The sequence below is a fragment of the Shewanella sp. VB17 genome (genome assembly GCF_013248905.1).
In the GTDB taxonomy this organism is placed as follows: domain Bacteria; phylum Pseudomonadota; class Gammaproteobacteria; order Enterobacterales; family Shewanellaceae; genus Shewanella.
In genome coordinates this window covers 2,194,606-2,220,415 of the sequence record NZ_JABRVS010000001.1, presented here as the reverse complement: position 1 = coordinate 2,220,415, position 25,810 = coordinate 2,194,606, and the positions used below count along the sequence as shown (strand labels likewise).

Sequence of the window (25,810 nt, the reverse complement as noted above, 5' to 3'; positions counted from 1 at the left end):
GTCATACATAAAATAAAAACCAGCTACTTCCCCCTCCTTCAAAGCTTGCACAACGATGTTAACGATAAACTTTAAGTAAACCATGAAAAAATTCGTACCATCCTCAACTCGCACCGAAAACCATGACACAGGTTTACCCCCAAAAACGCTAGCACTCATAAGCACAAGTCTTATGGCCTATCCACAAATCGAACAAGTGATTTTATTTGGCTCCCGCGCCAAGGGCACACACAAACCCGCACAGGTGTCTTGGTTATTGGCATAGATCGAAAGCGGTGTTGAGAGTCAAATTAACAGCAAAAAATAGGATGTCCTGACTATTTATTAACGTAAATTTCAAAGGTGATAAATGGATCTCAATGGGGATGTAGCGCCTCACTTTGCAGTTTTCCCTTGCACCATTTTCCACTGCTGTGCTTAACTTTAAAGGCACACATGGCATCCCAGCGCCCACTCACTCCGCCGTATTGCCGACGAAAAGCTTTTGCGGATAACATCCAAGCGTCAGACGCTATTCCCAGTTCAGTTAATAATTTAGGCCGATGTTCATCAATCGATCCTCTTTTATCAGGCCTAATGGCTCTGCCCGTCCAATCAATGAGCTCAAGGTAATCACTGAAATGAAAAGGAATACCCTGTTGTTTCTCTGGGGAGATCGCACCATCAAAGCTTAGTAAAGGTTTAGCTAACATCGGCTCTGTCGAAGATAAATCAACATCTGATGGAGCTTGGTCTATGGCAGTTCGATGATCACCATCATGGATCTTAAATAAGCGTTCAGCGTTAGATAGTTCGCGTATTCGTTCCTGAATTGAAGTAAAATCAGCATCTTGCAAGGAATCAGCAATGCCAGCACGAATTGGGTTCAGGTCAACATACATCATGCAAGCTAACAACGCCTGCTCATCCAACAAAGCCTGACTTTTAAAGCGCCCCTCCCAGAAGGCCCCTTTACAGCCATCCTCTCTATTTGCTTTGCGCGCTATCCCTTCATTAAGGCAGCGCATAAACCAACTAATACTGGATAAACGTTCATGCCACTTAGTAATCAATCCATCAAGTAACATGCGCTCACCGTCACTCAAACTGTCACCTTTAAGATATTTAGCCGCCACTTCATGCCCATGAAACAACTGTAACCAGCGGCTAATCACGTCTTTAGGGTTCAACCTCTGCGCCCCATCAACATCGATTTTAAGCACCAAATGATAGTGATTGTTCATTACCGCATAAGCACACACATCAATGCAAAAAATAGTGGACAAATCCTTTACTCTATCGACAATCCAACCTCGTCGATGCTCATAACTTTGTCCCGTTAACCCATCTTCACCACATAGAAAGGCGCGGCGAACACAGCGATTTATCACATGGTAGAAAGGGGTTGATTCCGGTGCAATCAATGCACGTCGAGCAGTAGTCATATCTTCACTCTAACAAGGTTTCTCAAACCATAGATAAAGACTAGTAGAGGGTCGATCATAAAGCAAAAGTTATGCCTGTCCTTTCTTTTTGACATAGAAAGGCGCGGCGAACACAGCGATTTATCACATGGTAGAAAGCGGTTTATTCCGGTGCAATCAATGCACGTCGAGCAGTAGTCATATCTTCACTCTAACAAGTTTTCTCAAACCATAGATAAAGATTAGTAGAGGGTCGATCATAAAGCAAAAGTTATGCCTGTCCTTTCTTATTTTTTTTTTATATGACCTGCTCAAATCCCACATATTAACACAGTACCATTTTCCCTAACTAACCTCGGATTTGGCGAAGGTATTGTTACTACATGATTTTATTTTAGCTCTGCGTTCTCGTCCCCTGTTTCCTGTCGCTGTATTTGCCGTTTTACGGTGTGTATGTTTGCCTTTTCGTTTAGAAGCGTGTCGTTGTACGTAATTGCCACCCCGTTCTTATCCGTTTCCATCGACGCTTTAAGTTGTTTTACTTCATCAGGTGATAAGCCCTTCATTTCGACGTTTGTTTGTCTCAGCGTTATGTTGTTGTTGTTTACGGTTGCGTCTCTATATTTTTTGTCTAGGTATGTGTCGCCTATGTTATCTTTCGCTGGTGAAGACAACTGGCCTAAGGTTGTCGTATCTTTGTACGGGTACAGGTCTGACGGGTTGGACCATGTCCTACCTATGTTGGGACCGTCTATTATTTTCCGTATCCATCTGTTATTCTTCCCGTCTTCGTACAGCCCTTTTAGATCATGTCGTGTATCTGTTCCGCCTATTTTCTGCGCAGTTTCGTACGTGTCCTTAAGGTCGCCATCCGATGATTCTATTTTTACGTCATGCCGCATAGCCTTAGGTAGTAATTCCCAACCGGTATCCGCTGCGTCGCTATTAGCGGCCAGATCTATCATCGAGCCGTTTTGATTCAAGGTGTCATAAGTAGTTCCACCGTGGTCCGTTGATGACCATTTTTTCGGTGCATGGAAAATATTAGATAGATTTCCGGTGAGGCAATACATGTATTTTTTAATTACCTCTTCGACATCGTCTTCACTAACTGTTTGAGACTGCCATAATTTTTGGATAGTTTTTTCTATATGACCCGTTTGTTGTGCACTATACGCAGCTTTAGCATCCTCACTTCGATCTTTGCTTTGGTGGAATGCAGTTATTATTTCCCATACTGTTTGTTTTTTCGCAGTGATTTGAGTTGCGTATATCTCAACCGTTTTCGAATATGGTCTGTAGTGGTTACTGACTTTATTTTGACCGATCGTTTTCCACAAGCCTTGATGCGCCTTTATCTTTTCATCTGATGGGATATAATCTCCGGCCCGTTGTTTAGCTACGGCTCGCATTATTTTTGTATCTTTCGTAACACCATTTGTATAGTAGAGATTCATAGGTTCTTCCGTTTCTCGTTTCTTCAATAAATCAGTGCCATTCGGGTCAGGTTTTTACTCTTTCCCCCACAGTCACCAAAACTAGGCTCAGCTCTTTACTTTTGCCCTGAACCCACAACATTATCCGCCACATCCCCATAAAGCCCCTCAGCCCCATGCAAACATTTCATCCCCTCAATCGCCCTAGCCACATCAATCTCCACCCCACTTCGAACCCACACCAACCACCGTTTGACCCCTTCAACCTCAAGATAAAGTAATGCTCTCATCCGAGGCATTTTGCTCATAAAGCTGCTGCTATTTATTTAGAGGAAGTTGGCTTGATGGTTGGCCAGATTTTCCAGGCGATTGCCAGACCATTAATGGCCTTGTTAGCAATGCGGTAACCTAAAAAATCAAAGCCGGTTTCTTTAATGCGTCCAATAAACGTTTTATAGGGGTGTTAGGTTTGTTTTACTTCTTCTAAAATTTGGTTCATTAACTTAACCACAGTGCGCAGTTGATTTTTTGTCTCACATAAAATCAGCCAGTCATCCACTCTTTATCAAACCGCCACAGGCGTTCAGTAATACTGCAAACCACGTTGGCGGCAATAGGCACCTAACTGTTGATCCATCACATTTAGATATACAGCCCCTAATAAAGGCGAGAAAATTGTCTGGAACAATTTTGAACAGCTTTAGCTGGCCCGAAGGGCAGAAGGCAGGATGCAGGATGCAGGATGCAGGATGCAGGATGCCTGGAGTACAAAGGGTTACCTTGACTAATGCCAATCACCGCGCTAAAGCTCGCCATTCACATTATCTAGGCGTAGGAAGGATTGGGGTGTCATGAGGAAAGACCTGATCACCGCTGTTTTTGCTGACTTTCTTTTTATTTATAATTCACACAAGCCTATATGTTGTGGTGCTATGAGCTTAATGAGTCCCATTCAGACCTGACATCCGGTAATCTTCACACTCGCATTCAACCTCCCTGGCCACCCAAATATTTCAGCCCATTAACTAAATACTCACATCAGGTTCTTTACTGAGTTCTTATCACCGCTTATCGTTATTTTGGAGGGTTGTAAATTCTTCTAGGGCGGTGTCTGACACGTCCTGTATTACTGCTGCTTTCACCATCCCAGCAGTATTTTCTATTAAATTCTTTATGTCTTTTTCGTTTTCAATTGCCTGGTACTCCCTAAACCAAGCGGTCGGGTTATTCCACTCTGTTAAGGCTACATAGCTGATATGCCTAAATTTAAAATAGTTTAAATTATACTGAGCTTTATTATCAAATACATGCTTAGCAATTGTTTTTCCAGTTTCTTTAATACTCTGTAGCACTTTAACATTCCTCGGTAATGTCCTATTTTTAACTTTAAAATATTCTTATATCGTTACAAATTCTGGGTCAGGTTCTTTTTCTTATTAAAACATTTACACTGCACTCTCTACATTAAAAACTAACAAACCACAACCTAACTCGTATTTTTTAAGTCTCAGAAATATCATCCACTCCACCAAACAACCCCAAATAATAAAACATTTCACACGCCTCCCCCTCCCCTTTAACCAAGTCCAATGAAACAAACCCTTCATTAATTAGTATATTGCTAGAGCGTTGATTGTGCCGCCAAACAGAAGTCACTAAATAATCAACTTGCTGCTTTGAAGCCATGCCACAAGCCTGTTGAATGGCCAATTTAACAACCATAGGACCCAAACCCAGCCCCTGATAATCGCAACCCACCCAAAAAGAGAAATGGGCGATCTTGCTATCACCCATTTTTATTTCTCCCATTGGCATTTCATTCAGCTTTTTATCTAGCGCTTCATTCAACTGCCCAGAAAAACCAGCGTCTTTGAATTGACTTTCTTTAGGCTCATCATTAAAGGCCAGCATGCAAGCCCCCACCAAACCCAAATCCGGATGTATTAATGCATAATTAACCTGCTCGAATTCGGCCTGCCATTGGGTAATGGCGGCAGCCACCTCTTCTGGTGTATTTAAATCATACCCCCGTACCATGGCAGCAATATCGGCATCTCGGTATTGCAAATAGAATTCTGCGGCATGATGTTGCGCAAGGGGCTGCAGTGTTAAACCGCTTTCTAAGTCACTCGCACCGTCACCATCAAAATATTCATGGGCATCACAATACGCTTGGTAAGCATTGATAGACTGTTGCAATTTTAAACTCTGGTTATTCTCAACGGTTACTGCAGATTTTTCTTGGGCTGGCTGTGGCTTTTCTTCCGACATGTCTATCGCGTTATTAATACACTCTTGTGCCATAGTATTATCAGCCGTGGCAAGGGCCGCTAATGCTAGGTTATGCCATAGCGCCGCTACGGAATTATGCAATTGCAGTTCGCTAACAAAACACTGTTTTGCCAGTCGCCAGTGACTAAGGTCGATGGCCAACTGACCTAGGTTAAAGGCAAACTTCGCGCCTTCATCAGTTCCATCCGCATCACCGATGGCGGGCACATAATTACGCCATACCAGGCTTAATACCTCACACCATTTTAAGCGCGCCGATATTTTCACCCCTTGTTTTAATAAGCGCGGTAAAAACAGTTGAAGTGCTTCAGGGTCAAATTGACTTACTCTTAAGTAACATAATATTTGCTCTTCGTTTAATGCATTGACCGCCCCTGTGAGACTGTGTATTAACTGTAAACTGTCTGCCGGGTTTTGATTAACCAAGTATTGCTGTGTGGCTTGTAGCGTCATGCCAAAAGAATGCTTCTGCGGATCAAGAACTGCTACCGTAAAAGCAGTGCCATTTATTGCTTGCTGCACCCTTGTGCTTAGGCTACCACGGTGTGCTAACCATTCATTAATGCAATGCAGGTTTACCGGCATTGAAAAATCCGGGTTATTTATTTTTGCCGGCAAACCTGTGTGCTTAATGGCGGGTAAATCTATTGGGCCGGTATCGGCCGCCAATAACAACATGCCTTTTGGGCAGTTTTTATTTAAAGCGCTCAAACAATTTAGAGCTGCAACTGGCAAGAAAACGGGATGATGCGGTATTAACTTTACATACTGGTTTATTTGCAGCTTTAGGAATTCTTGAAGATCTTGAGGCTGTTGTATTAACCAATGATCTAGGTTTGTAATTTTTTCCCAACGGTACAGAATATTTTTGGAAGGCACATTTTTTAAAAGTAAGTCACTTCCCTGCCCTTCAATTATCCCATCACGACTCTGCGTGTTCTTCATCCCTAGTTGTATTCGTTGCATGGGGGATAAGTTGGCTAGTATTTGTTGATTTCTTTTGCTTTTATCTAACGCCTCAGTTGATTGCCCATCACCCTGTAAGGCCACCTCCCCTGCGTATACATGCCCATAATGTACATACAGTAATTCTTGCGGCTGCGTGTTAAATACACCATTGGCAATGACCATTAGCGGGTTATCTATTTCTTCACCCAGTACACTGGAGAGGGGTGAATGTGCAGTGGCATCGAAATTTACAACCCTTGCACGACTCTCTTTCAAATGGGCCTGTAAATAAGGGTGTGCCGCCATTCGCTTACAATTTTGATTATTGGCATCACTTAACACATAACACAGGTTAATGTCGTTTAGGCCATATTCGTTTAATAGTTTAAGTAAGCTCTGTAATACTAAAATGGAGAAACAGCCATTGCCTGCATTGAGTTCTAATACATATTGGGTTTTGCTTTTATCGATTGAACCATTTTGTAAGCCGTCTATTAGATAGTTTACAAGTAAGTGGCAATAGCTAGTAACCATGGCTGTGGTGTACGAAAACTTCTTGTTACTGGTGCTTTCAGCGTGTGATTGCCATAAAGACGACTTTGAAAAAGGCATAAATTCCAGTGCTGCCCATTCCGCCGCCGACAAGTTTGTATCTTCAATCACCGCATCTTGCGGCGTTGCCCAAAGAGAAGCCACCTCAAATTGAGGGGGCTGCGGTGCATCTGTACCTTCATGTTTATGTTCATGAAGGTTGATAGCAGGCGTGCCTAGTGATAGTGCTGCATCCTGCACCTGTAATCCGTTAGCTTGCATTGAGTATCCTTGGCGCTGACTATTGTTATTTTAAATATGGGCTTTCACTAACCCGATAATGGACCGCTCATTTATTTAATAAACAACCCTACCCCCGCCAACCCCCTCCTCCAACGCCCCCCATCACCTCCTTAATCCGATTCATCAAAGGTTTATGCAGCGCCTTAATCCCCGCCACCCCATCCTTCATTTTTAAATACTTAGCCTGGCGAGCATCCTCTTCAGGTTTTCCATCATCCTGCCAATCCATATACGACTTTAAGATTTTCAATTCCATGCCCTGACTGTATTTCGCCTGCAGGGCTTGTTCGAACTGACTAACTAAATAACCAAACACAATTTTAGATTTTTGTAGGGTGTCTATTAAGTTGTGCTCTAACACAAACGCCACCAGATCAGGTCGCTCTTCATGGCTATCTAACCCGCCAGTGCAATTTAAAGAGGGATCTAAAGCCGAATCTAAATGGGAGTCTAAAGACTGAGCATTAAATACCTGTGCAAAATCCACCTCGCCACTTAATAATTTTTCTTGCAGGGTTTTCGCGTAGATAAAACCGTCTTCATCCACATTAAAGGCATCGGGTACATCACCCAGTTTTGATTTTAATAATTCCATGGTCTCGGAATTAAACGCACTGTAAACCTGCTGACCGCTTAGGTTAAGCGACAAGTCGGCGCTCAGGGTATGTAAAATTTGAAAGCTGTTTTTATCTCTGACTAGGTACATGATTTTTCCTTATTGATTACCAGGTGATGATGATTTGGCCGTTGCCCTGACGTGAACTGATGGTGCTGCTTTTATTAGTGATAGAGGAATGAAAGCAGGAACCACCGCCACCGCCAGATTTCGCTTGATGGCGCTTGTTCAGCTATCAGTGCTTGATGGTCAAGCGCCATAGGTTCAAGCTGGGCCTGCTGCAATGTGATTGATTGAGGCGCATCACTACAACTTAGCGGCGGAGTCGATTGGTCGACAGTTACCTTGCTTGTCTGCACCTGCCTTAATGCACTAAATAATGGATTCATAGATTAGTTCTTGTTGCTTGCTATTAATATGCATGGATACCAGAAGAGCTGAAGATAAATGCTCACGCTGACATTTTACGACACTTATACCTTAATGATGTACATCAGTTCCGGCCCATTGGGATTGTGCGGCGCACGAATATTGGGGGTATTGAGATTGCCATTACATTTTACATACCCGCTGGGGAGCTGCTCCCCCGACCAGAGCAATATCGCACCGCTAGGCAGCGCTGATCTTGCCTGACTGGTCGCCGATGCGGCTGATGCTGATCCTGATTCTGATGCTATGGGAGCAATACCTCGGGAAGCAATACCTCGGAGAGCAATACCTTGGGTATTGGCCAGCCAGAGCGTACCGTCTAGCAGTAAATCGCCCTTGACCCTTAAAGAAGACGCTATCTCCAGCTCCCCCAAATCGGAGCGCCCGACACCATCGTCGCCAAACATCAAGCAGGCATCGATGAATTCGGCAAACTGCGCCTCAGTGGGGATCGCGCCTTGGGTGAAATAAGACTTTAACAAGCGCCGAATTCGGTTCGTCATTGATGCTGCCCTCATCCAAACACTCACCTAAGGGCAAGTGCTAACTTGTTCATTCAATGCGGCTATCTGTAAAGGCTGCCACGTCTGTACGCCAGCGATATTGCTCACTAACTGGTAGTAGTCACTGCGGTGACTCTGAGATGGGCTGCTGATCACAACCAGATTACCAATCTCCAGGCTACCCTGTAATGAATGAAACTGACCTAAGCTGTCAATACGATAGATGCCGTTTTCTTGAGCATTGTGCTGGCCTACCAGTAACATCAAGGTGTCCCATTCGTGACTGGGGGCTATCTGGGTAATATCTTGTGGCGCAGTAGAGACATTATCGACATGGCACGTGATCCCGACATAACGCTCTAGGCTTATTTGATCATGCTGCAGACGCGATAACATGTTATTAACGTTAATGTAGTCAGCGGACATTTTATGCGCTCTTTATGTACTATTTGTTTGATTTTTATGTGGTTTCAGATACTTTTTATGTAAGCTTACGCCAAGTTAAAGAGGGCATCAGCCCTCCTGAATTTGAACACCGCTACGTTGGAACAGGAACAGTACCGTCACTGATTGAAAGCCGAGTCCAACTGTTATCCTCTGCTTTAAATGCCCAAAAAACCGTTGTCATGTCCGTGCTGCCAACCGAATCTACCACCAAGTTACCGTCCTCGATGGTATGAGCCACCTTTTGTAAATCAGCGCCAATACGTTGGTACACGCCTCGGTTCACCGGGTTTGTTTGCGCACTAAGCAAGACACGCTCACCTTCGTTAATCGTGGTGTAACCTGTCAAGGTGACATGGCTGACTTCAATCATTACCACCCTATCGATGATCCCCACATACCGAAACAGTGTATCTGCCGACGTGGCATTTGACTGAATAGACTCGTTGCTTACGCCATCAAGTCGCGCTATTTTACCGGAAAGTGTATTTGCCATTATGGCCTCCTGTTGAATAAAAAATACTCGGAAAAATAACGTCATATAACCGAGTAAGCGGGTGAAATGTTAAATTGTTATGTTTAGATAGATAGGTAGAGAGAATCGGTGATCAATTGGGGCTATGCGAAGATTGACCTCGTTTAATCACTCAGGGGATAGCTCAAGATGCAGCTAAATGCTGTCGGCATCGATGATTTAATAAGCCTGGCTTGATAAACATTGGCTAAAGTCACAGCCAAGCTCCGAATGAAAAAAGAGAATTAGGATAACGCGCTGCAATATAAAGCAGCGGCGGTAAATAAAAACAATAGGGTTTCATGGAAACCATATGTGTATAATAATCAACCTAAACTATTGATTGAGTGTGATGAGTTCCATATCTGAAGATGATACTTTATAGCTAAAATAAAATTTAGATTTGGCAGCTAAAAGATGGGTATATCCTCTATGATAATAGTTTGAGTATATATCTCGATCTAACATCATCGCTCGTCCTTGATTGAAATCAGGCTTAAGGTTATTACTCATTAAATCATAAACGGCAAAGTAATGAATATATTGACTATTATCGCTTATATAATAGGCAACGGTAATCGTATTCCCAAGTGCTGCTGCACCATAAACAGAAATATTTAACAAATCATTTTGCACTGGTAAATTGTGTTCTTGGGTTAGTTCCCCATTAGTACTTAAATCAGAAATAAAGTCATTTATACTACCTTTGAACACCCTTATTTGAGTGGCTGACTTTCTATCTATGTACACGAGCTGCTCATCCTCTATCTGGTACACCCCAGTGAAGCGATCAGTCAATATATGTTGAGAAATAACATTCAATGAACTGTCAACGTTAATTAATAATCCCGAAGCAACCAACCAGATGTCGTTTTGCACATTTTTTAAAATACCGTAAACTTGTTTTCCATCAAAAACTTTGATTTCTATATCAATCACTTCAGTACTAGCATTAAAACTCATTACGCCTGTACCTGTCGCAGCATTACTGTTATCTATTAATGAAATATAAATATCCGAGCCATAAACATAAATTTCATGAACGCCATTACCAGTACTCGTAAGCGATTCATTGGTCGCCACCTTGGTGACACTTGCCATACCTGCCGGATCAAATCGATACACTTCATAACGACTTGATTGTCGGTTAAATAAGAAACCAAATATTTTATTTTGCGAAACCACAAATTTAATACCATTTAAGAAACTACTCAATGTAAAATAACCATCTTGAGCAAAGGTTAAATCTTGTTCTCCATTTTTAATTCGGATTAACTTTCTCACATTCCCTACATTAATCGTAAAATAGATAAAATCATCTAATTCAAACATTCCATACTGACTATCTGAAGAAATAGGTTCCATTGAAGAAAAATGCACTTTATCGGTAAAGTTTACATTTAGTGCGGTTAATGTTTTTCTTATATGATTGGTTAGCCAACTAGGATCTGCAGAGAAATTATTTTCTTGCAAAGTCACCCCGTTACTCGCCGTATAATTTTTTTCTGAACTGACGATTTGCTCATCCGTATAGAGTTTTGTGCTCACAACTGCAGCATTTAACGCTTTGGCAGTAACGACGACATTATCTGTCCCGTTTTCTAATTCAGATTGATTAGCAAAACGTACTATCCCTTTTTGCACCTTTGTTGCGTTTTTTAAATGAGTAATAAGTGAGCCATCACCAATAATTTTTTCGGCTTTAACTTGTGTCCCTATTACTGTATCACCTCTGGTTAAATCGATCGTTGCGGGCAAACGGGCATTATCTAAGCTGCCAGTGCTGATATTGCTGGCATTTAAATCGGTTAAATCAGCGCCATTACCTGTAAATATATCGTCCGGTAAACGGGCTTTATCTAACGTGCCAGTGGTAATTTTGCTGGCATCTAAATCCGTTAAGCCAGTGCCATTGCCGCTGATATTACCACTAATATTGCCACTGACATCAGCCGTTAAACTGCTGACGGCAATATCCGCTGGCAAGCGGGCGTTATCTAACGTGCCAGTGGTAAGTTTACTGGCATCTAAGTCTGTTAAGCCGGCGCCATTGCCGCTGATATTACCACTAATATTGCCACTGACATCAGCCGTTAAACTGCTGACTAAAATATCTGCTGGCAAGCGGGCGTTATCTAACGTGCCAGTGGTAAGTTTGCTGGCATCTAAATCTGTTAAGCCGGCGCCATTGCCGCTAATATTGCCACTGATATTGCCACTGACATCAGCCGTTAAACTGGTAACTAAAATATCCGCTGGCAAGCGGGCGTTATCTAACGTGCCAGTGGTAAGTTTGCTGGCATCTAAGTCTGTTAAGCCGGCACCATTGCCGCTGAGACTATTGACAGCAATATCTGCTGGCAAGCGGGCATTATCTAACGTGCCAGTGGTGATATTGCTGGCATCTAAGTCTGTTAAGCCAGCGCCATTGCCGCTAATATTGCCACTGACATTAGCCGTTAAACTGGTAACGGCAATATCTGCTGGCAAACGAGCATTATCTAACGTCCCCGCGGTGATGTTGTTAGCGCTCAGATCAAGCCGCTGTTTCCAATGGCTGACTTGCGTGCTAGTGTCCAGTTGATAAATAAACCACAGCGGCTGCGCCCTAGTATTGGCCTTAACGACTGTCACCCCATAGCCAAGAAAAAACGGCGTTTGCCTATCTACTAAGCTACCGTGACACAGATATAATCCATTTTGCTGCGGTGAGCCTTGAGCTTGCAAGAGCACCCAGCTCTCGTTAGTCAGTGCAAACTGACTCACCTCGGCTGCGGTGAGCCGAGTAATATCGGCGATATTGTCATCAATTGCACTATAGGTCACCTTTATCAAGTTACTGCCGATCAATTGATAAATACCGTTAGTGATATTATTATCTGTTTGCGCCAGTAAATGCACATAATCATGCTCAGTTAGGCCTAAGCGCACACGTTCGCTCTCTGAGATATCGGTTAATGAGACCAGCTTTTCATTGATCTCAATCAAGGCTGTTTTATCGCTCAGGGCAGCGACATAACGGTAAATACCATTGTCTGCCTGTTGGGTTTGGGCCATCAGGCACACCACTTCGCCGCTGACTAACTGCAGGCGGCTGACTTGAGCCGCAGGCACCTTGTCTAAATTGGCGATATTTTCATTGACCGTGTTACTGTACAAGGGCTGACAGGCGCTGCCATCAAATAGGTACAGACCATTTTCAGCCCCATTTTGCTGGGCTGTCAGTAAAATGGTTTGCCCACTGAGCAAGGCATATTGCGCTATCATGGCATCGCTTAGCGCTTCCAAGTTGTCAATATGATCTTCTACTGCTGCATCTACCGTGCGGACCACTTGGGTAGCGAGCATACTATTGGCAACGCTAAGATCTAAAGCGGCATCAATAAACTCAGCAAACTCGACTGCGGTCGGCACATCACCGGGTTCAAAATATTGTTTAAGCGTGCTTCTGATGGGGTTATTTTTCATGTATCAACCTAAATTCAAGAGATAAAAGAGGAAGGCTAAATCAGCGTGAACGTCGGTCACTATGCTTGTTGAAAGCCTGTTGGAAAAACATTTACAATTTATCCAAGGTGCGGTTAATTTCACGGATCACCGGCAAATGGGTGGGTTCGTGCACAGCAATGGGCACCGACAGAGATAACATTAAACTAGGTTTAGGGGTCGTGCCCATGGCCTGCCACACTTGGCCACTAATTTTATCGCTGTATTCACTGCCAAACAGGGTAAAGCGGATCCCATACGGACTGGGAGCAAACTCATGGCGAGTCATCATCTCCTGTGGCAAAAAGTCAAACATGCCTAAGCCACAAATCAAGTAGCCCATCAGTAAGTGTTCAATCTCGGCGCTACCGTGTTTGTCTTTACACCACACGGTGAGCATATAACTGATATCAATGTATTTGGGCTCCTTGTGTGATATACGCCGAGTTTTACTTTCATCTAAGCTTGAACGCATAGGCTCACTTTTCCGCCGAGCCTTATCTTCATTAAGCCCTATGAGGTAACAATTAATCACAGGTTTATTGCCTAACTCGGCAACAAAATCACTGTTAGGGGCCACAAAACTTAACTCAAGCCCCTCTGCTGAAGTGCTGTTTAAACTTAAGACCTTTTCTCGGATCAGCGCATCCAGCGCCTTTTGGGTTTTCTGAAGAATGAGGGGATCCATAATATTATCCTGATAAATGAAGAAACAAGCATTAATTTAACGCCAACCAACGGGTTAATTTTTGCTCAGATAAAAAGCCAGCATTTTGTTTTTCAAATTCACGAGTAACGGCCTTACCAAGCAAGGCTTTACTGATGGTTTTTTGCTGAGCCTTAATGGTAAATAACAGGGCTCTTTCGGCAATGTTGTTGATCTGTGAGGGGGTGAATTCAAATTGCTGGGCTAAGCTTTGCAAATCAATGTCAGCAGCCAGCAAGGTACTGTCACTCCAGGCTTTTTGCCACAACTGCAAACGTAAGTGTGCATCGGGGATCATAAACTCCACCACCCCATGAAAGCGGCGTAAAAATGCATCATCTAGGTTGCTTTTAAAGTTGGTGCTGAGCAGTAACAGGCCTGTGTAGCTTTCCATGCGCTGCAGTAAAAAACTCACCCCCATGTTGGCATTTTTATCATGGCTGGACTCAACCTCACTGCGTTTGGCAAAAATGGCATCGGCCTCATCAAATAACAACACGGCATTTTGCTTTTGGGCGTTATCAAACAATTGCGCTAAATGCTTTTCCGACTCGCCTATCCATTTACTGGCAACATTGGCCAAATTGACCTTATATAGAGGTAATTTCAACTGACCGGCGATGGCCTCTGCCGCCATAGATTTACCCGTGCCGGGTTTGCCCCAAAACAGCGCTTGGATCCCCGCCACAAAATGGGGCATGGCCTGAGTCAATTGGGCGCGATAGACTAAGCGGTCAATTAACTCTTGTAATTGCTCTTGGGTATGCTCATCTAAAATCATGTCGCTCAGTTGATATCTAGGCTGGCTCAAGCTCGCCAGTTGGCCACTTATTTCGCTGTTGGCCTGTAAGCACGCCTGTTGCAATAATTCAAATAGCGACACATGGCCTTGGGATCTGGCTAATACCTTGGCAATCTTAACGCCTACCCGACTCATAGTGGTGGCAGATAAGGGGTAGAGATTAGCCAGATAAACGGCATTGGCGGCGCTTAATCCCCGGATAAAGCAGGGTGAATTTGCCACAGTATTGGCCAATAAACGTGCCGATAATGCCAGCCAGCCACGACTAATTTGCTCAAGCTTGGGCTGAGTTAAATGCAAAGTTAATGGTTCAATGGGCTGAGCGAAGCATACGCTAGACCAGAGGTTGTCAAGCAAGGTGCTATCCAACCAATGCAGCGCTGAGCCATCACTATCATTAAGGGCTTGATCACAAAACAAGATAATCGGAGGCGCGATGGCTGAGGTTTGATTATCAGCAGGCGTGTGATTAGCGCAGAACAAAAGTGCTAGTAATCCGTCACTGCTGCCTTGCTCAAGGATATCACTGAGCAGATCAGGCCAGTAAATATAACAGGTTTGCAGATTTGCCCTGAGTAACATCTGCCGAAATGCCCGAATAACCTCACAGGAACTGGCATTGTGCCTAAGCTTGGGGGCGACGTAATGCCAGGGTCTCTCGAGATCACTGGCAAACTGCGCCACCAGTGCGCTGCGATCATCGGCATCTAAACCCGTTAGCATATTCACTTGCCTCAGTGGCTGCTTAAGCTGTGCATCAAAACACGCTGCAATAACGGCATCATGCTGTGGTACTAAGGTGGGTATTATCTCAGGTGTTCGCGCAAGTGTGTGCTGGCTGGCTAATAAATGCGCGAAGATGTCTGCCGCTAGCATTAACGGCTGGATCAGCGGCAAAGCGTGATCGCTAATCGATAAGATCTGCCAGCGAAATACCTTCATGCTGTTCAATAACCGATGCAGATCCGCAGCTTTACTGGCTGGATTGTCTGCTGTGGCATCTGGCTGATCGCTGTCAGCTTGGCACAATAGTAATGCCCGCTCTAAAGACAAGTTAGCCCCATGATCAAACCAACTCAGGCCGAGAAATGGCGTCAATGTTTCTGGCTCTAAGGTATTAACAAAAGTCAGTGCAATCAACTTAAGCTCTAATGAATTAAGCGCAAAACATTGTTTTAGCTCAAGCATAGCCGATGTCTGAACACATTCATCTAAGCTGACTTGTACAGCGCTGAAGAGGACGTCGGTGTTGGGATCACCCGCTTTAATGGCCAGCCCTAAGGCATATAAATGACCGCTCAGTTGATTCACATTGACAGCAACCTTATCACGGTCATTCATAACATCTCCTTGTTATATCAGGCTGACTCTGATTAAACCTTGCACTCGGGGTATCGATTTTAACCATGTGGGCCAGCGGCACATCCAGCATGAGTGACATATTTAATTTACTGATCGCAATCGCCACCTTTTTGCCCTGAGGATCGGCGCACAATACCCCTTCGTAGCCACTTAATGCCCCAGTAAACAATTTGATCCGATCGCCTTTCACCAGATGAGAGGGCTTCGTTTGTACATTATTACTGACTGCCATAATGGCCTTTAATAACTGCATTTCAGCATCGGGAAATATGCTGGGATAGCCACCAAAATGAATAAAATCGACACAAGCGGGCAAAGCTTTTACGCGGTGAATACCCGCATAATCGAGATAAACAAATAAGTAAGATTTAAACACCGGGACGGTTATTTTTTTACGCCGATCGCTCCATTGTTTGAGTTCTTCTCTCAGTGGTAAATAAGCGGTTAAATGAAGCTTGCTGACCGCAAGCAATAATTTTTTTTCGGCGTTAGGCTGGGTATACACCACATACCAGTGTTTATCGGTTTCATTTGTCACGCGTGGCTCCCATTGATGTCACTTTTCAGATCCTAGACAAGCTTCGCCACATCAGTCCCAGAGGGCTGAATCATAAAAAGCGATTAATGCAGGTATCATCTACTTATATTGTTAAAGACGTTGCGGACGCTAAAGTGTGAACAGTTTTGTTATTTTTTATTGAAACTAATTTATCCAACTTGAAGAAAAACCATCAAACTGCTGCAATAAAAACAAGTGCTCATCGTAAAGTAAGACTTGTTCAAGCAGTTTCTTGATTTGAGGCACTGAAATATCTTGTAAGCAGGTTAACGTGTGCTGATCCATAATGCCGCTGGCAACCATGCCAAAGCTGGCTTGCAAGACGTCAATCACCTCTTGGGGATCGTTAATTAACGCATGATTAAACAAACATTGAGCTAACGCTTGGTTGCTGATCTTATCTGCCGATAATTGCTGCCAGATCTCTAAGCAATAGATGTTTCTAAACAAGGTTTCTAATTCAGTTGGGCTAAATAACGCCGACATACTTTGCCAGCAAGCTGAATCCTGTAATACCTGTTTAGCCAACAAGGATGTCGGGCCTCCTTCCTTATCAACCTCTAATGATTTATCACCAAATATTCGTTCAACCGCTTGAAAATAACTTGCCATATTCCCTCCTTATCACCATTTGGGTACTCCACAAGCACTGCCAACATAGTCATAAAACGCTGCAGAATTGTGTTTGTGAATATTATTGTCATTAGTACCAATAAAATTGAATCCTGCAGCTCTCAATGTTCTATTAAAGGACGTAATTTTTTCCGGGCTAATTGCACTCGTTTACGCACATTATCGGGAGAAATATTGAGCTGGCGAGCAATATCGCAATAATCCATCTCATCAAGAAAGCGGTATTTAATCACCAGTTTTAACTCATCGGGTAAGATAGCAAGCTGCTGCATTAAGTTGGCTAATATACGCTCTCTGGCAATTTTATCTTCCAGCAGTTCACTGCTGTTTTCGGAGAAATAGAACTCATCAGGTAGTGAGGTCACCTGTTGAATGATGTCATGTTGACGGGCTTGAAATCTGTGCATGTCAATACAGATGTTATAGGCTAATTTACACAGCCAAGGATACATATTAACCACTTGCTCTTGCTCAGATTGAAAATATCTCAGGGCTTTTTCGCTTGCCAGTGACATTGCATCATCGGCTTTATCTTGATCGCCATTAAGCCATTTGAGACAACAACGGTAAATCCGATGACGGTTAGCTCTCCATACTTGGTTAAAATCATCTTGTGAGGTTTTTGGGCTTACAGAACTGCCGATACAAAGCATCTTTCTTCCTTAAAAACGATCATTGAAGGAAAGACGCTGAAGTTAATGACTTGTGAAGATTTATTTACTAAATAACGTAAGTCTTAAAGAATTGAACTAAAAATAGAATCAAATGCTTAAGCTAAAATAAGCCGCATTTGCCACACCTAGCCTAGTGAGGGTATCCATGATTCAACGGTAACCAGACATCTTTACCAGCCAGCACAAGATCGTGAATTGGGGGTTAATTAACCGCGGGATTTTACACACTCTTTTACATCGATAAATAATGAAACATCACGTTATTGAATACGCAGGATAAAGCAGTTTAGTTAACCTGAACTCGGGATAACGAGTGTCCGATATGTTTGTTTTTTTACTTAAAATCAACAAGTTAAATTCCATCTAATTATTATTCACCCACCCACTTGCTTAATGCCGACATTTTTGTCGATATCAAGGCGGGATTTCGTACGTAATAGCTGGCTATTACTAGAAAGCACAACAAAGATAGGGGCCAAAATAGCGATATTAAGCGGCGCTGCTTAACCCGAGCTCAGGTTAGTTAGTTGGCTTAAAGGCGGGATTCTACACACTCTTTTGTATATGCCCAACACTCATCCATAGTAGGTCGTGCAGACAAAATGAGCCGAGAGAGGGCGCGACATTAACAATGAAGCGCTTCAGTTGGGTTGGGTTGGGTTGAATTAAATTAAGGCTAATGCCGTCGCTAAGTCGGCAATCAAGTCATCGACTGACTCTAGTCCTACCGAGATCCGCAGTAAGTTTTCACCAATGCCTGCACTCGTCCTTTCTTGGGCTGAATAAGCTGAATGTGTCATTGAGGCAGGATGTTGGATAAGCGACTCCGCATCACCTAAACTGACGGCAATCGCAAATAAGCGTAAACGATTCATAAAAGTGAACGACGTTTCCCGCCCGCCTTTAAGCTCAAATGCAATCACTCCACCCGCTCTTTTCATCTGGCTGCCAATAAGCCCGTAACCGCTGCCCCCTTTTAAGCCGGGATAATAAACCTGAGTGACTTTGTCATGCTTGGCAAGATAATTAGCCACCTGCTCGGCATTATCGCAATGACGCGTTATTCTGACATCTAAGGTTTTTAAACCGCGTAATATCAGCCACGCATCATGGGGCGACAACACGCCGCCTAAATCCTTCAGTATTTCACATTTTATTTTTTCTATTTGCTCATGACTGCCACACACAATCCCCGCTATCACATCGCCATGACCATTAAGATATTTAGTCGCGCTGTGCACCACCAAATCGATGCCATGACTTAATGGTTGCTGCAACAATGGGGTCATAAAAGTATTATCGACAATGCTGAGCAAATGATGTAGTTTGGCTATTGCAGCAATAGCATCGAGATCGAACACATCAAGGTGAGGATTGACTGGCGTTTCACAAAACAGCACTTTGGTGGTCGGCTTGATGGCGTTGGATATCGCCGTCAAATCATTAAAATCAACCAAGGTGACCGCGATGCCAAAGCGAAGTAATTGCGAAGTCATTAAAGAAAAAGTACAGCCGTAAACGGCCTTGGAAGCCACAAGATGATCGCCTTGCTGTAAATTTGCCAACAAGGCCGATGACACCGCAGCCATACCCGACCCTGTCGCCGCTGCCGCTTCAGCTCCTTCTAACACGGCCATTTTGCGTTCAAGTTCAGCCGTGGTGGGGTTACCTAAACGGGTATAAATATACCCCGCTTGCTCCCCAGAAAACCGATCTTGTCCTTGCTCTGCATTATCAAACACAAACGTCGCACTTTGGCACAGCGGTGAGACCAGTGCCCCACTGCTATTGTTAATGTGCCCAGCATGGATAACTTGAGTCGCTAAACGCCATTTATTTTGCATACATGTCTCCAAGGCTAATCATTCTCAGTGAGCGCTGCCACTATTGACGAATGGATCATCAGTTAACCTTGAACCCTATTTACCCATAGCGTAAAGCTAACGGAGAAATAAGTCAGTCATTAGTTGTAAAATCTTTTTTACGCACACCCGTTTTTGTCATCATCTTGGATGAAAACCCTTGCAGTGCTACTAGTAGCTCTTTATGGATCCCTGATAGCTTAGGTCGACTGGCCTCTTTACATGAAATCGGCCGACAAAGCGCCATGGCTTGATAGCCCAATCTTGCGGTTAACAAGCCGCCCCCTAGGCCTTGACCCAGTCTGGCTGATAACTTACCCGTCACTTCAACAGTCAATAGTTGGGTGCCTAAATCAGCGGCGATTTCACTGGCACCGGCATAGATAATATTGGTGATGATGCCACGAATAAGCTTAAGCCGACTCAAGTAACCGAGCTCGATACCATAACACTGTGCAATGCCATAAATCATGCCTTGATTACGCCACAGAATAATCGCCATGTCTAAGGCGGCAAGTGGACTGGCCGCCAAAAGTAGCGCCGACTCTTGGGCAAAGCGCCATACTAGTTTCTTGGCTTTTGCATCACTTGCTGACAAGACTAACTCATCAAATAAGATGAGTTTTTCGGCATCATTGTGTTCATCTTTTATAGAAGATAGGTAGTCTTCAAGTGGCAGATCATTGGGTAATTTAGCGATGATGTTATTGATAAATTTATCCGCTTCACCTGATTGTAAACTTTGTGATAATCGGTCACCCGTTTGCTGACTCTCAATCACAGACTTGAATGTCGTTAATTTACGCCATTCACTAATACTGATCCCAACCGCCCATAAAACAAACACTGACAGCACACTGGCATACAAACCAAATAACCAAGGGCTGGTTATCCAAGCACGATTAAGCCCAAGTAGAGTCTCGGTCACTAACAGCAGGCCTAACCCAATCAGCATAAGCTTAGCCAACAAGGACACGTTTTTTTTACGCTTAACTTGAGATTGCGCCGAGTTGATTTGAGCATTAATAGCATGGTCAATCTCATCATCACTGTTTGCATTGAGCGCACTGGCTTGTGGAATAAAGTGCAGTTCTTGGTCATCAAAATGCTGAGCACCACGTAATGTTGGGACAGCCTCTTTGGGATCTGTGTCAAAATGCTGTGATTTTTTCAAATTGATGTTATTTTCCATTGATACTCCTAAGGGGATATCCCCCTTATTCAAGTTTATCACCCAAAATGTATTGCAGCAGGTGATCTAAGCGAATATGACTAAAATCGGCCCCCTCAGTTGCAGGCGCGATTAATGGTGGGGCAAACTGAGTGAAATGAAACCCTTGTGCATCCCAAAATTCAGCATTAGGCAGACTTTTGGGCACTTCGCCAGGGTACAGCGTGACTGGTTTACCCGTCTTGAGTTCGCGACCCTGCACAACTTCAACCTCTGATGAGCCTGATTTAACCATGCCATGCTCGGCCGCTTTGATGGCACTTATGGCCATCACCTCGACGTCACAACCCTCAAACTTGGCCAATTTCTGACTCTGTTTAACCAACTGAGTTAACAGAGAAAGTGCGTTACCTTGTTGGTCGCGAGTGATGTGATCTACTTTACTGGCGGCAAATAGCAGTTTATCAATTTTGGGCGAAAACAGCCGTTGTAGCAGATTTGATTGACCAAATTTGAAACTCTCCATAATGCCGTTTAACGCTTGCGTCATGTCATCAAACTGCGCTTTACCTCGATTTAATGGCGTAAAGCAATCAACCAATAAGATTTGCCGATCAAAACTCGAAAAATACTCTTTATAAAAAGGCGTGATAACCTTGGTTTTATACTCATCAAAGCGTCTTGCCAATACCCGATACACTGAATGTTCATCATCTTGCTCACGCGCGGCTAATGCCTCATCAGTCATCCCAAATAGAGGAAAAAATGCCAGTACTGGTGCATCGACAAGCTCACCTGGCAGCAACATTCGTCCTGGCTGGGCATAATAAAATCCATGCTGATTAACACTGTCGAGCAACAGCTGCTGATACAAGTCTGCAATGTGTTTTAATTCTGTTTCAACAGCATGACTGCTCAAATCAATCCCTGCCAGCGCTTGACTAAACGCGGGGTAACATGATGAGTGCTGTAAAATGTGTTCACGTTGGCTTTGTGACATCGACCATTGCCGATATGACTGTTTTAACATAGGTAAATCGAGTAACCATTCGCCAGGATAATCAACGATATCGAGATACAGGGTCGCGCTATCGGTTAATTTAGCCAGTATACCCTTTTCGCTCTGGTAGCGGATAGCTAACCTAAGTTCGCTTATGTTGCGAGTTGAAGCAGGCCATTGAGGCGGAGAAAGCCTTAACGCACTCATGGCACGTTCGTGATCAAAACTTGCTAAGGTCAGATCTGGCTGTAGTGCACGCTTAACACCGTATAAGCGTCCTTCACGGCTCACTTGCCACAAGGGTAATGTATTGTTTTCCCCTATCAAACCTGAATTTAATAGTTGATCAACAAGCCCGGTAATAAACGCGGTTTTCCCCGCGCCACTGAGACCTGTGACGGCGAGCCGAACGTGCCTGTCAGAGGTGCGGTGAGCAATGGCTTTACTAGTACGGGTGACTTTTTGGGTTAACTTAGAAAAAGAGCGGTTGATACGACTCATAGGCGGTTCTTAACAGTTAGTTGGGCGAAAGTTCCGCCCATTGGAGTGGTTAAAGATTATTGATTTCTTGTTTTAGATCAAAGGTACCTGAGGTGACATGACGTTCTAATTTTTGCAATCTTACCTCTAGCGCTTTAAATTTGTCGCTCACATCACGCAAGGCCATTTTGGCAGGCTCTCCTGCTTGCCATACTTTCTGCTTAATTTCGATATCTTTGTGGGCTTTACAGTCTGATTTTTCGGTGCCTGGTTTGGCATCTAATATGACCCACAATAAAATATAGATAAATAATACTGGCCCACCACCGCCTAGAAGAAAGATAGACGCGGCAGCAACACGCACCAGCCAAGTTTCAAAATTAAAATAATCGGCTATGCCTGCGCACACACCCGCAATTTTGCCTGACTGAGGAATACGATATAAAGTACGACCACTTGCTTTACTCATGTTAATTCCCCTGTCAGTCTTGCATGATAATGAACGGACGTTGCCATGGCGTTAGCGCAACACTCTGATTATTCATCATTCGCCCTCCACTCGGGAGCTTGAGTATCTAAAATCGCTTCCAATGTGTCGATACGCTGCGCCATTTTATCGGCTCTGGTGATCAAATCATTGAGTCGGGTATATTCTTCTTCAGTAAGCCCCTGACTCACTTGGCGCTTACTGCGGTAGTGAAGGATCAGCCATATGGGAGCCACGATTATCAGAAAAATAATAATGGGGGCTAATAAAATATCCATGTCCATAACTCACCTCTAAATGGTTACTATTTCGTTTTTACTTTGGCTTTTTTCGCGTTCATTTTCGCTTTCAATGCAGCCAATTCTACTGACACTGAATCTTCAGCTTCTAAAGCGGCAAACTCATCATTGAGGCTTTTTGAGTTGCCTAAATCATAAGCATCAACCTGAGATTCTAACCCTTCAACCCGACGCTCATATTGCTCAAACTTACTCATTGCATTATCAATTTTACTTGAATCGAGCTGTTTTTTCACTTCTAAGCGTGAACTCGCGGTGCGCTTGCGCATAATAATGGTTTTTTGACGGGCTTTAGCATCGAGTAATTTCTCCTGTAACAGATTAACTTCCTCTTTAAGACGGGTGATCTGCTCTTCAACCATCACAAGCTCTTGCGTTAAGGTTGCCGCAAGCTCGCAGGCTTTCTGTTTTTCGATTAACGCCGCTTTCGCTAAATCTTCGCGATCTTTTGATAACGCCAGCTCAGCTTTGCTCTGCCAATCTTCAACCTGTTCTTGCACATTGGCAACACGACGCAGTAACTCTTTTTTCTCAGCGAGCACTTTAGCCGACGTTGAACGAACCTCAACTAACGTGTCTTCCATTTCCTGGATGATCAAACGTACCATCTTTTCTGGATCTTCAGCTTTATCGAGCAATGAACTGATATTTGAATTAATGATATCTGCGAAACGAGAGAAAATTCCCATTATACTGTCCTCAAAATGAATGTTGGTTTACTAAAGAGTATTCACTTTCTATGCCAACCTTTAACAACTTATAAAATACAATACGTTAGTTATAATAGTAACTTTTTCTTTCTTTTATTAACAGGGCGACTTATTATTATTTTCACCAACTATTAGCGTAAAAGACTAACATTTACTGTGGAAAATCAATTTCAGCAAGACAACCTTATTGGTCAATCCAATGCACTATTAGAAGTGCTAGAGCATGTGTCTCAAGTCGCGCCTCTGTCTAAACCTGTACTTATCATAGGTGAACGAGGAACAGGTAAAGAGTTAATTGCCGAACGTCTGCACTTCTTATCGCAGCGTTGGGAGCAAAGCTTTATTAAACTCAATTGTTCATCGTTAAGTGAGAATTTACTCGAAAGTGAGCTCTTTGGCCACGATGCTGGCGCATTTACTGGCGCAAATAAAAAACATCAGGGACGCTTTGAACGTGCTGACGGCGGCACACTGTTTATTGATGAACTTGCCAACACCACAGGTCTGATCCAAGAAAAGCTATTACGTGTTATTGAATACGGCGAATTTGAGCGTGTCGGTGGCAGTAAAACCGTCCAGACCGATGTGAGACTTATCTGTGCTGCCAATGAAGATTTGCCCTCTTTAGCAGACGCTGGTGAGTTTCGAGCTGATCTACTCGACCGTTTAGCCTTCGATGTCATTACTTTACCCCCGCTGCGCCATCGCAGTGAAGATATTATGCCACTTGCTGAATATTTTGCCGTCGGCATGGCCAGACAACTTAAGCTCAAATTATTTGAGGGCTTCAGTCCTGCAGCAATGCAACAGTTAATGGACTACCCTTGGCCGGGTAACATTCGTGAATTGAAAAATGTGGTAGAACGCAGTGTTTATCGTAATGCTGAGTCTTCCACAGCGATTAAGCACATTGTTATCGATCCTTTTGCTTCGCCTTACCGCCCGACAAATCGTGTCAAAACCTTAACACGACAGCTGCCATACACTAACTCAGCACCGTGCACCGTCGAGGATGCCACCAGCACAACGCCGTCTCTCTCACCCACCAAGCTCCCTCATTTCCCGCTCGACTTTAAAACCCATTGTGAAGGGCTTGAAATCACCTTATTGCAGCAAGCGTTAGAGGCTGGTTTATACAACCAAAAGAAAACCGCCGAACTATTAGGCCTGAGCTACCATCAATTAAGGGGAATATTAAAGAAATATAATTTGTTAGATAAAACATAGCGCCTGCATCGCCTTCAAATGAAAATCTTATTGGTATATTGGTTAGCAACAGCGGTTATAGCTTGACACATATTTATTGGTTAATGGTATCTACAATCCTCTTTTTAATATTGGTTGTGAAACCTTGGTTATACGTTCTTTATAATGCCACTTTATCTTTTTATGGCCACTGCACTTCCATCGATGATATATTGAGCCTTAGCGTCATTCGTAGCGGTGGTTAAATTATTTTTTTTATAGATTTAAACCTAACTATAGTTTGACGTTTGATGTCAAAACCTTTTAAATAATTTATATTTTTATTCATCATTTTAACGAGCTAGTACCCATGAATTTATCCGCGATCACGCCAGAAAACCTCACGATAATCACTAAGCGCTTAACACTCTCACTGATGACCGTCACTGATCTTAATCACTTTAGTTTATTACAGACCGATGTTGAACTAATGAAATATATTGGCCCTATTTTATCGGACGAAGAAATCAATAATAAATTCCTTGACCGCATTAAACCTTTTGATGGTAAAGAAGGTCATTGGATAGCATTAAATATTCATGAAAACAACTCAAACAACTTTATGGGCACTATCGGCTTTAAGCTCGATAGTATAACCGACCAACGCTTTGAAATTGGCTATTTAATTTTAAAGCAATTTGGTAGAAGAGGTTATGTCACCGAAGCTGGCCACGCCATCGTTAATTTCCTACTCAATAACGTGGGTGTAAAGAAGATTGTCGCCCATTGCGCAACTGATAATATTGGTAGTTGGAAAGTAATGGGTAAAATAGGCTTACATCGTGAAGGTGAATTTAAATCTGATCATTTTCTGAATGACATTTGGTACGATAGTTATGCTTACGGATTAATAAATCCACATTTTTCGAAACACTAAACTTTATATTGCTAGCTGATGATGCTTTTATCCCATCA

At 43.3% G+C, this 25,810-nt stretch carries 23 protein-coding genes; 2 read left to right on the top strand and 21 right to left on the bottom strand.

Annotation, left to right across the window (positions count from 1 at the left end):
- Window positions 1-356 precede the first annotated feature (356 nt).
- The 21 genes from HQQ94_RS09545 to pspA form a co-directional block, all read right to left on the bottom strand.
- Window positions 357-1,424, bottom strand: a complete 1,068-nt coding sequence (locus tag HQQ94_RS09545; protein WP_173294200.1) for a transposase — start codon at window positions 1,422-1,424, stop codon at window positions 357-359.
- 368 nt (window positions 1,425-1,792) lie between these two features.
- A complete protein-coding gene (locus HQQ94_RS09540; RefSeq protein WP_173294198.1) occupies window positions 1,793-2,887 on the bottom strand; it encodes a hypothetical protein in 1,095 nt (364 codons plus the stop codon).
- 68 nt (window positions 2,888-2,955) lie between these two features.
- Window positions 2,956-3,147 carry a hypothetical protein gene (locus HQQ94_RS09535; protein ID WP_173294196.1) on the bottom strand — a complete coding sequence of 64 codons (192 nt, stop codon included), beginning with the start codon at window positions 3,145-3,147 and terminating at the stop codon, window positions 2,956-2,958.
- Window positions 3,148-3,900: 753 nt separating this feature from the next.
- Window positions 3,901-4,191, bottom strand: a complete 291-nt coding sequence (locus HQQ94_RS09530; protein ID WP_173294194.1) for a hypothetical protein — start codon at window positions 4,189-4,191, stop codon at window positions 3,901-3,903.
- Between the two features lie 148 nt (window positions 4,192-4,339).
- Entirely contained in the window at window positions 4,340-6,892 is a 2,553-nt protein-coding gene (locus HQQ94_RS09525) for a GNAT family N-acetyltransferase (RefSeq protein WP_173294192.1), read from the bottom strand.
- Between the two features lie 88 nt (window positions 6,893-6,980).
- Window positions 6,981-7,619 carry a hypothetical protein gene (locus HQQ94_RS09520; protein ID WP_173294191.1) on the bottom strand — a complete coding sequence of 213 codons (639 nt, stop codon included), beginning with the start codon at window positions 7,617-7,619 and terminating at the stop codon, window positions 6,981-6,983.
- 383 nt (window positions 7,620-8,002) lie between these two features.
- A complete protein-coding gene (locus HQQ94_RS09515) occupies window positions 8,003-8,332 on the bottom strand; it encodes a hypothetical protein (protein WP_173294189.1) in 330 nt (109 codons plus the stop codon).
- Between the two features lie 156 nt (window positions 8,333-8,488).
- Window positions 8,489-8,887: a hypothetical protein gene (locus HQQ94_RS09510; RefSeq protein ID WP_173294188.1), complete on the bottom strand. Its 399-nt coding sequence runs from the start codon at window positions 8,885-8,887 to the stop codon at window positions 8,489-8,491.
- 112 nt (window positions 8,888-8,999) lie between these two features.
- Window positions 9,000-9,401 carry a hypothetical protein gene (locus HQQ94_RS09505; RefSeq protein WP_173294187.1) on the bottom strand — a complete coding sequence of 134 codons (402 nt, stop codon included), beginning with the start codon at window positions 9,399-9,401 and terminating at the stop codon, window positions 9,000-9,002.
- A gap of 354 nt (window positions 9,402-9,755) precedes the next feature.
- A complete protein-coding gene (locus tag HQQ94_RS09500) occupies window positions 9,756-12,887 on the bottom strand; it encodes a hypothetical protein (protein WP_173294186.1) in 3,132 nt (1,043 codons plus the stop codon).
- A gap of 91 nt (window positions 12,888-12,978) precedes the next feature.
- Complete coding sequence (locus HQQ94_RS09495; protein WP_173294185.1) at window positions 12,979-13,593, bottom strand: Pvc16 family protein; 615 nt, start codon at window positions 13,591-13,593, stop codon at window positions 12,979-12,981.
- A gap of 31 nt (window positions 13,594-13,624) precedes the next feature.
- Window positions 13,625-15,754: an ATP-binding protein gene (locus tag HQQ94_RS09490; RefSeq protein WP_254304034.1), complete on the bottom strand. Its 2,130-nt coding sequence runs from the start codon at window positions 15,752-15,754 to the stop codon at window positions 13,625-13,627.
- Complete coding sequence (locus HQQ94_RS09485) at window positions 15,747-16,313, bottom strand: UpxY family transcription antiterminator (RefSeq protein WP_173294184.1); 567 nt, start codon at window positions 16,311-16,313, stop codon at window positions 15,747-15,749. The genes HQQ94_RS09490 and HQQ94_RS09485 overlap by 8 nt, the downstream gene beginning before the upstream one ends.
- A 165-nt stretch (window positions 16,314-16,478) precedes the next feature.
- Window positions 16,479-16,946 carry a hypothetical protein gene (locus HQQ94_RS09480; protein ID WP_173294183.1) on the bottom strand — a complete coding sequence of 156 codons (468 nt, stop codon included), beginning with the start codon at window positions 16,944-16,946 and terminating at the stop codon, window positions 16,479-16,481.
- 122 nt (window positions 16,947-17,068) lie between these two features.
- Window positions 17,069-17,620, bottom strand: coding sequence for an RNA polymerase sigma factor (locus HQQ94_RS09475; RefSeq protein WP_173294182.1), 552 nt, complete (start codon window positions 17,618-17,620; stop codon window positions 17,069-17,071).
- Between the two features lie 686 nt (window positions 17,621-18,306).
- Window positions 18,307-19,485 carry a PLP-dependent aspartate aminotransferase family protein gene (locus HQQ94_RS09470; protein WP_173294181.1) on the bottom strand — a complete coding sequence of 393 codons (1,179 nt, stop codon included), beginning with the start codon at window positions 19,483-19,485 and terminating at the stop codon, window positions 18,307-18,309.
- A gap of 112 nt (window positions 19,486-19,597) precedes the next feature.
- Window positions 19,598-20,695 (bottom strand): TIGR01620 family protein, encoded by a 1,098-nt coding sequence (locus HQQ94_RS09465; RefSeq protein WP_173294180.1) that lies wholly within the window; start codon window positions 20,693-20,695, stop codon window positions 19,598-19,600.
- Window positions 20,696-20,720: 25 nt separating this feature from the next.
- A complete protein-coding gene (locus HQQ94_RS09460; RefSeq protein WP_173294179.1) occupies window positions 20,721-22,175 on the bottom strand; it encodes a YcjX family protein in 1,455 nt (484 codons plus the stop codon).
- Window positions 22,176-22,224: 49 nt separating this feature from the next.
- A complete protein-coding gene (pspC, locus tag HQQ94_RS09455; protein ID WP_173294178.1) occupies window positions 22,225-22,623 on the bottom strand; it encodes an envelope stress response membrane protein PspC in 399 nt (132 codons plus the stop codon).
- A 68-nt stretch (window positions 22,624-22,691) separates the two neighbouring features.
- Complete coding sequence (pspB, locus tag HQQ94_RS09450; RefSeq protein ID WP_173294177.1) at window positions 22,692-22,925, bottom strand: envelope stress response membrane protein PspB; 234 nt, start codon at window positions 22,923-22,925, stop codon at window positions 22,692-22,694.
- A 20-nt stretch (window positions 22,926-22,945) separates the two neighbouring features.
- Window positions 22,946-23,629: a phage shock protein PspA gene (gene pspA / locus HQQ94_RS09445; RefSeq protein ID WP_173294176.1), complete on the bottom strand. Its 684-nt coding sequence runs from the start codon at window positions 23,627-23,629 to the stop codon at window positions 22,946-22,948.
- A gap of 177 nt (window positions 23,630-23,806) precedes the next feature.
- Here pspA and pspF point away from each other — a divergent pair, with 177 nt between their 5' ends.
- Together pspF and HQQ94_RS09435 are read left to right on the top strand one after the other, a co-directional pair.
- Window positions 23,807-24,877 carry a phage shock protein operon transcriptional activator gene (gene pspF, locus HQQ94_RS09440; RefSeq protein WP_173294175.1) on the top strand — a complete coding sequence of 357 codons (1,071 nt, stop codon included), beginning with the start codon at window positions 23,807-23,809 and terminating at the stop codon, window positions 24,875-24,877.
- A gap of 328 nt (window positions 24,878-25,205) precedes the next feature.
- Window positions 25,206-25,772: a GNAT family N-acetyltransferase gene (locus HQQ94_RS09435; protein ID WP_173294174.1), complete on the top strand. Its 567-nt coding sequence runs from the start codon at window positions 25,206-25,208 to the stop codon at window positions 25,770-25,772.
- Window positions 25,773-25,810: the final 38 nt, after the last annotated feature.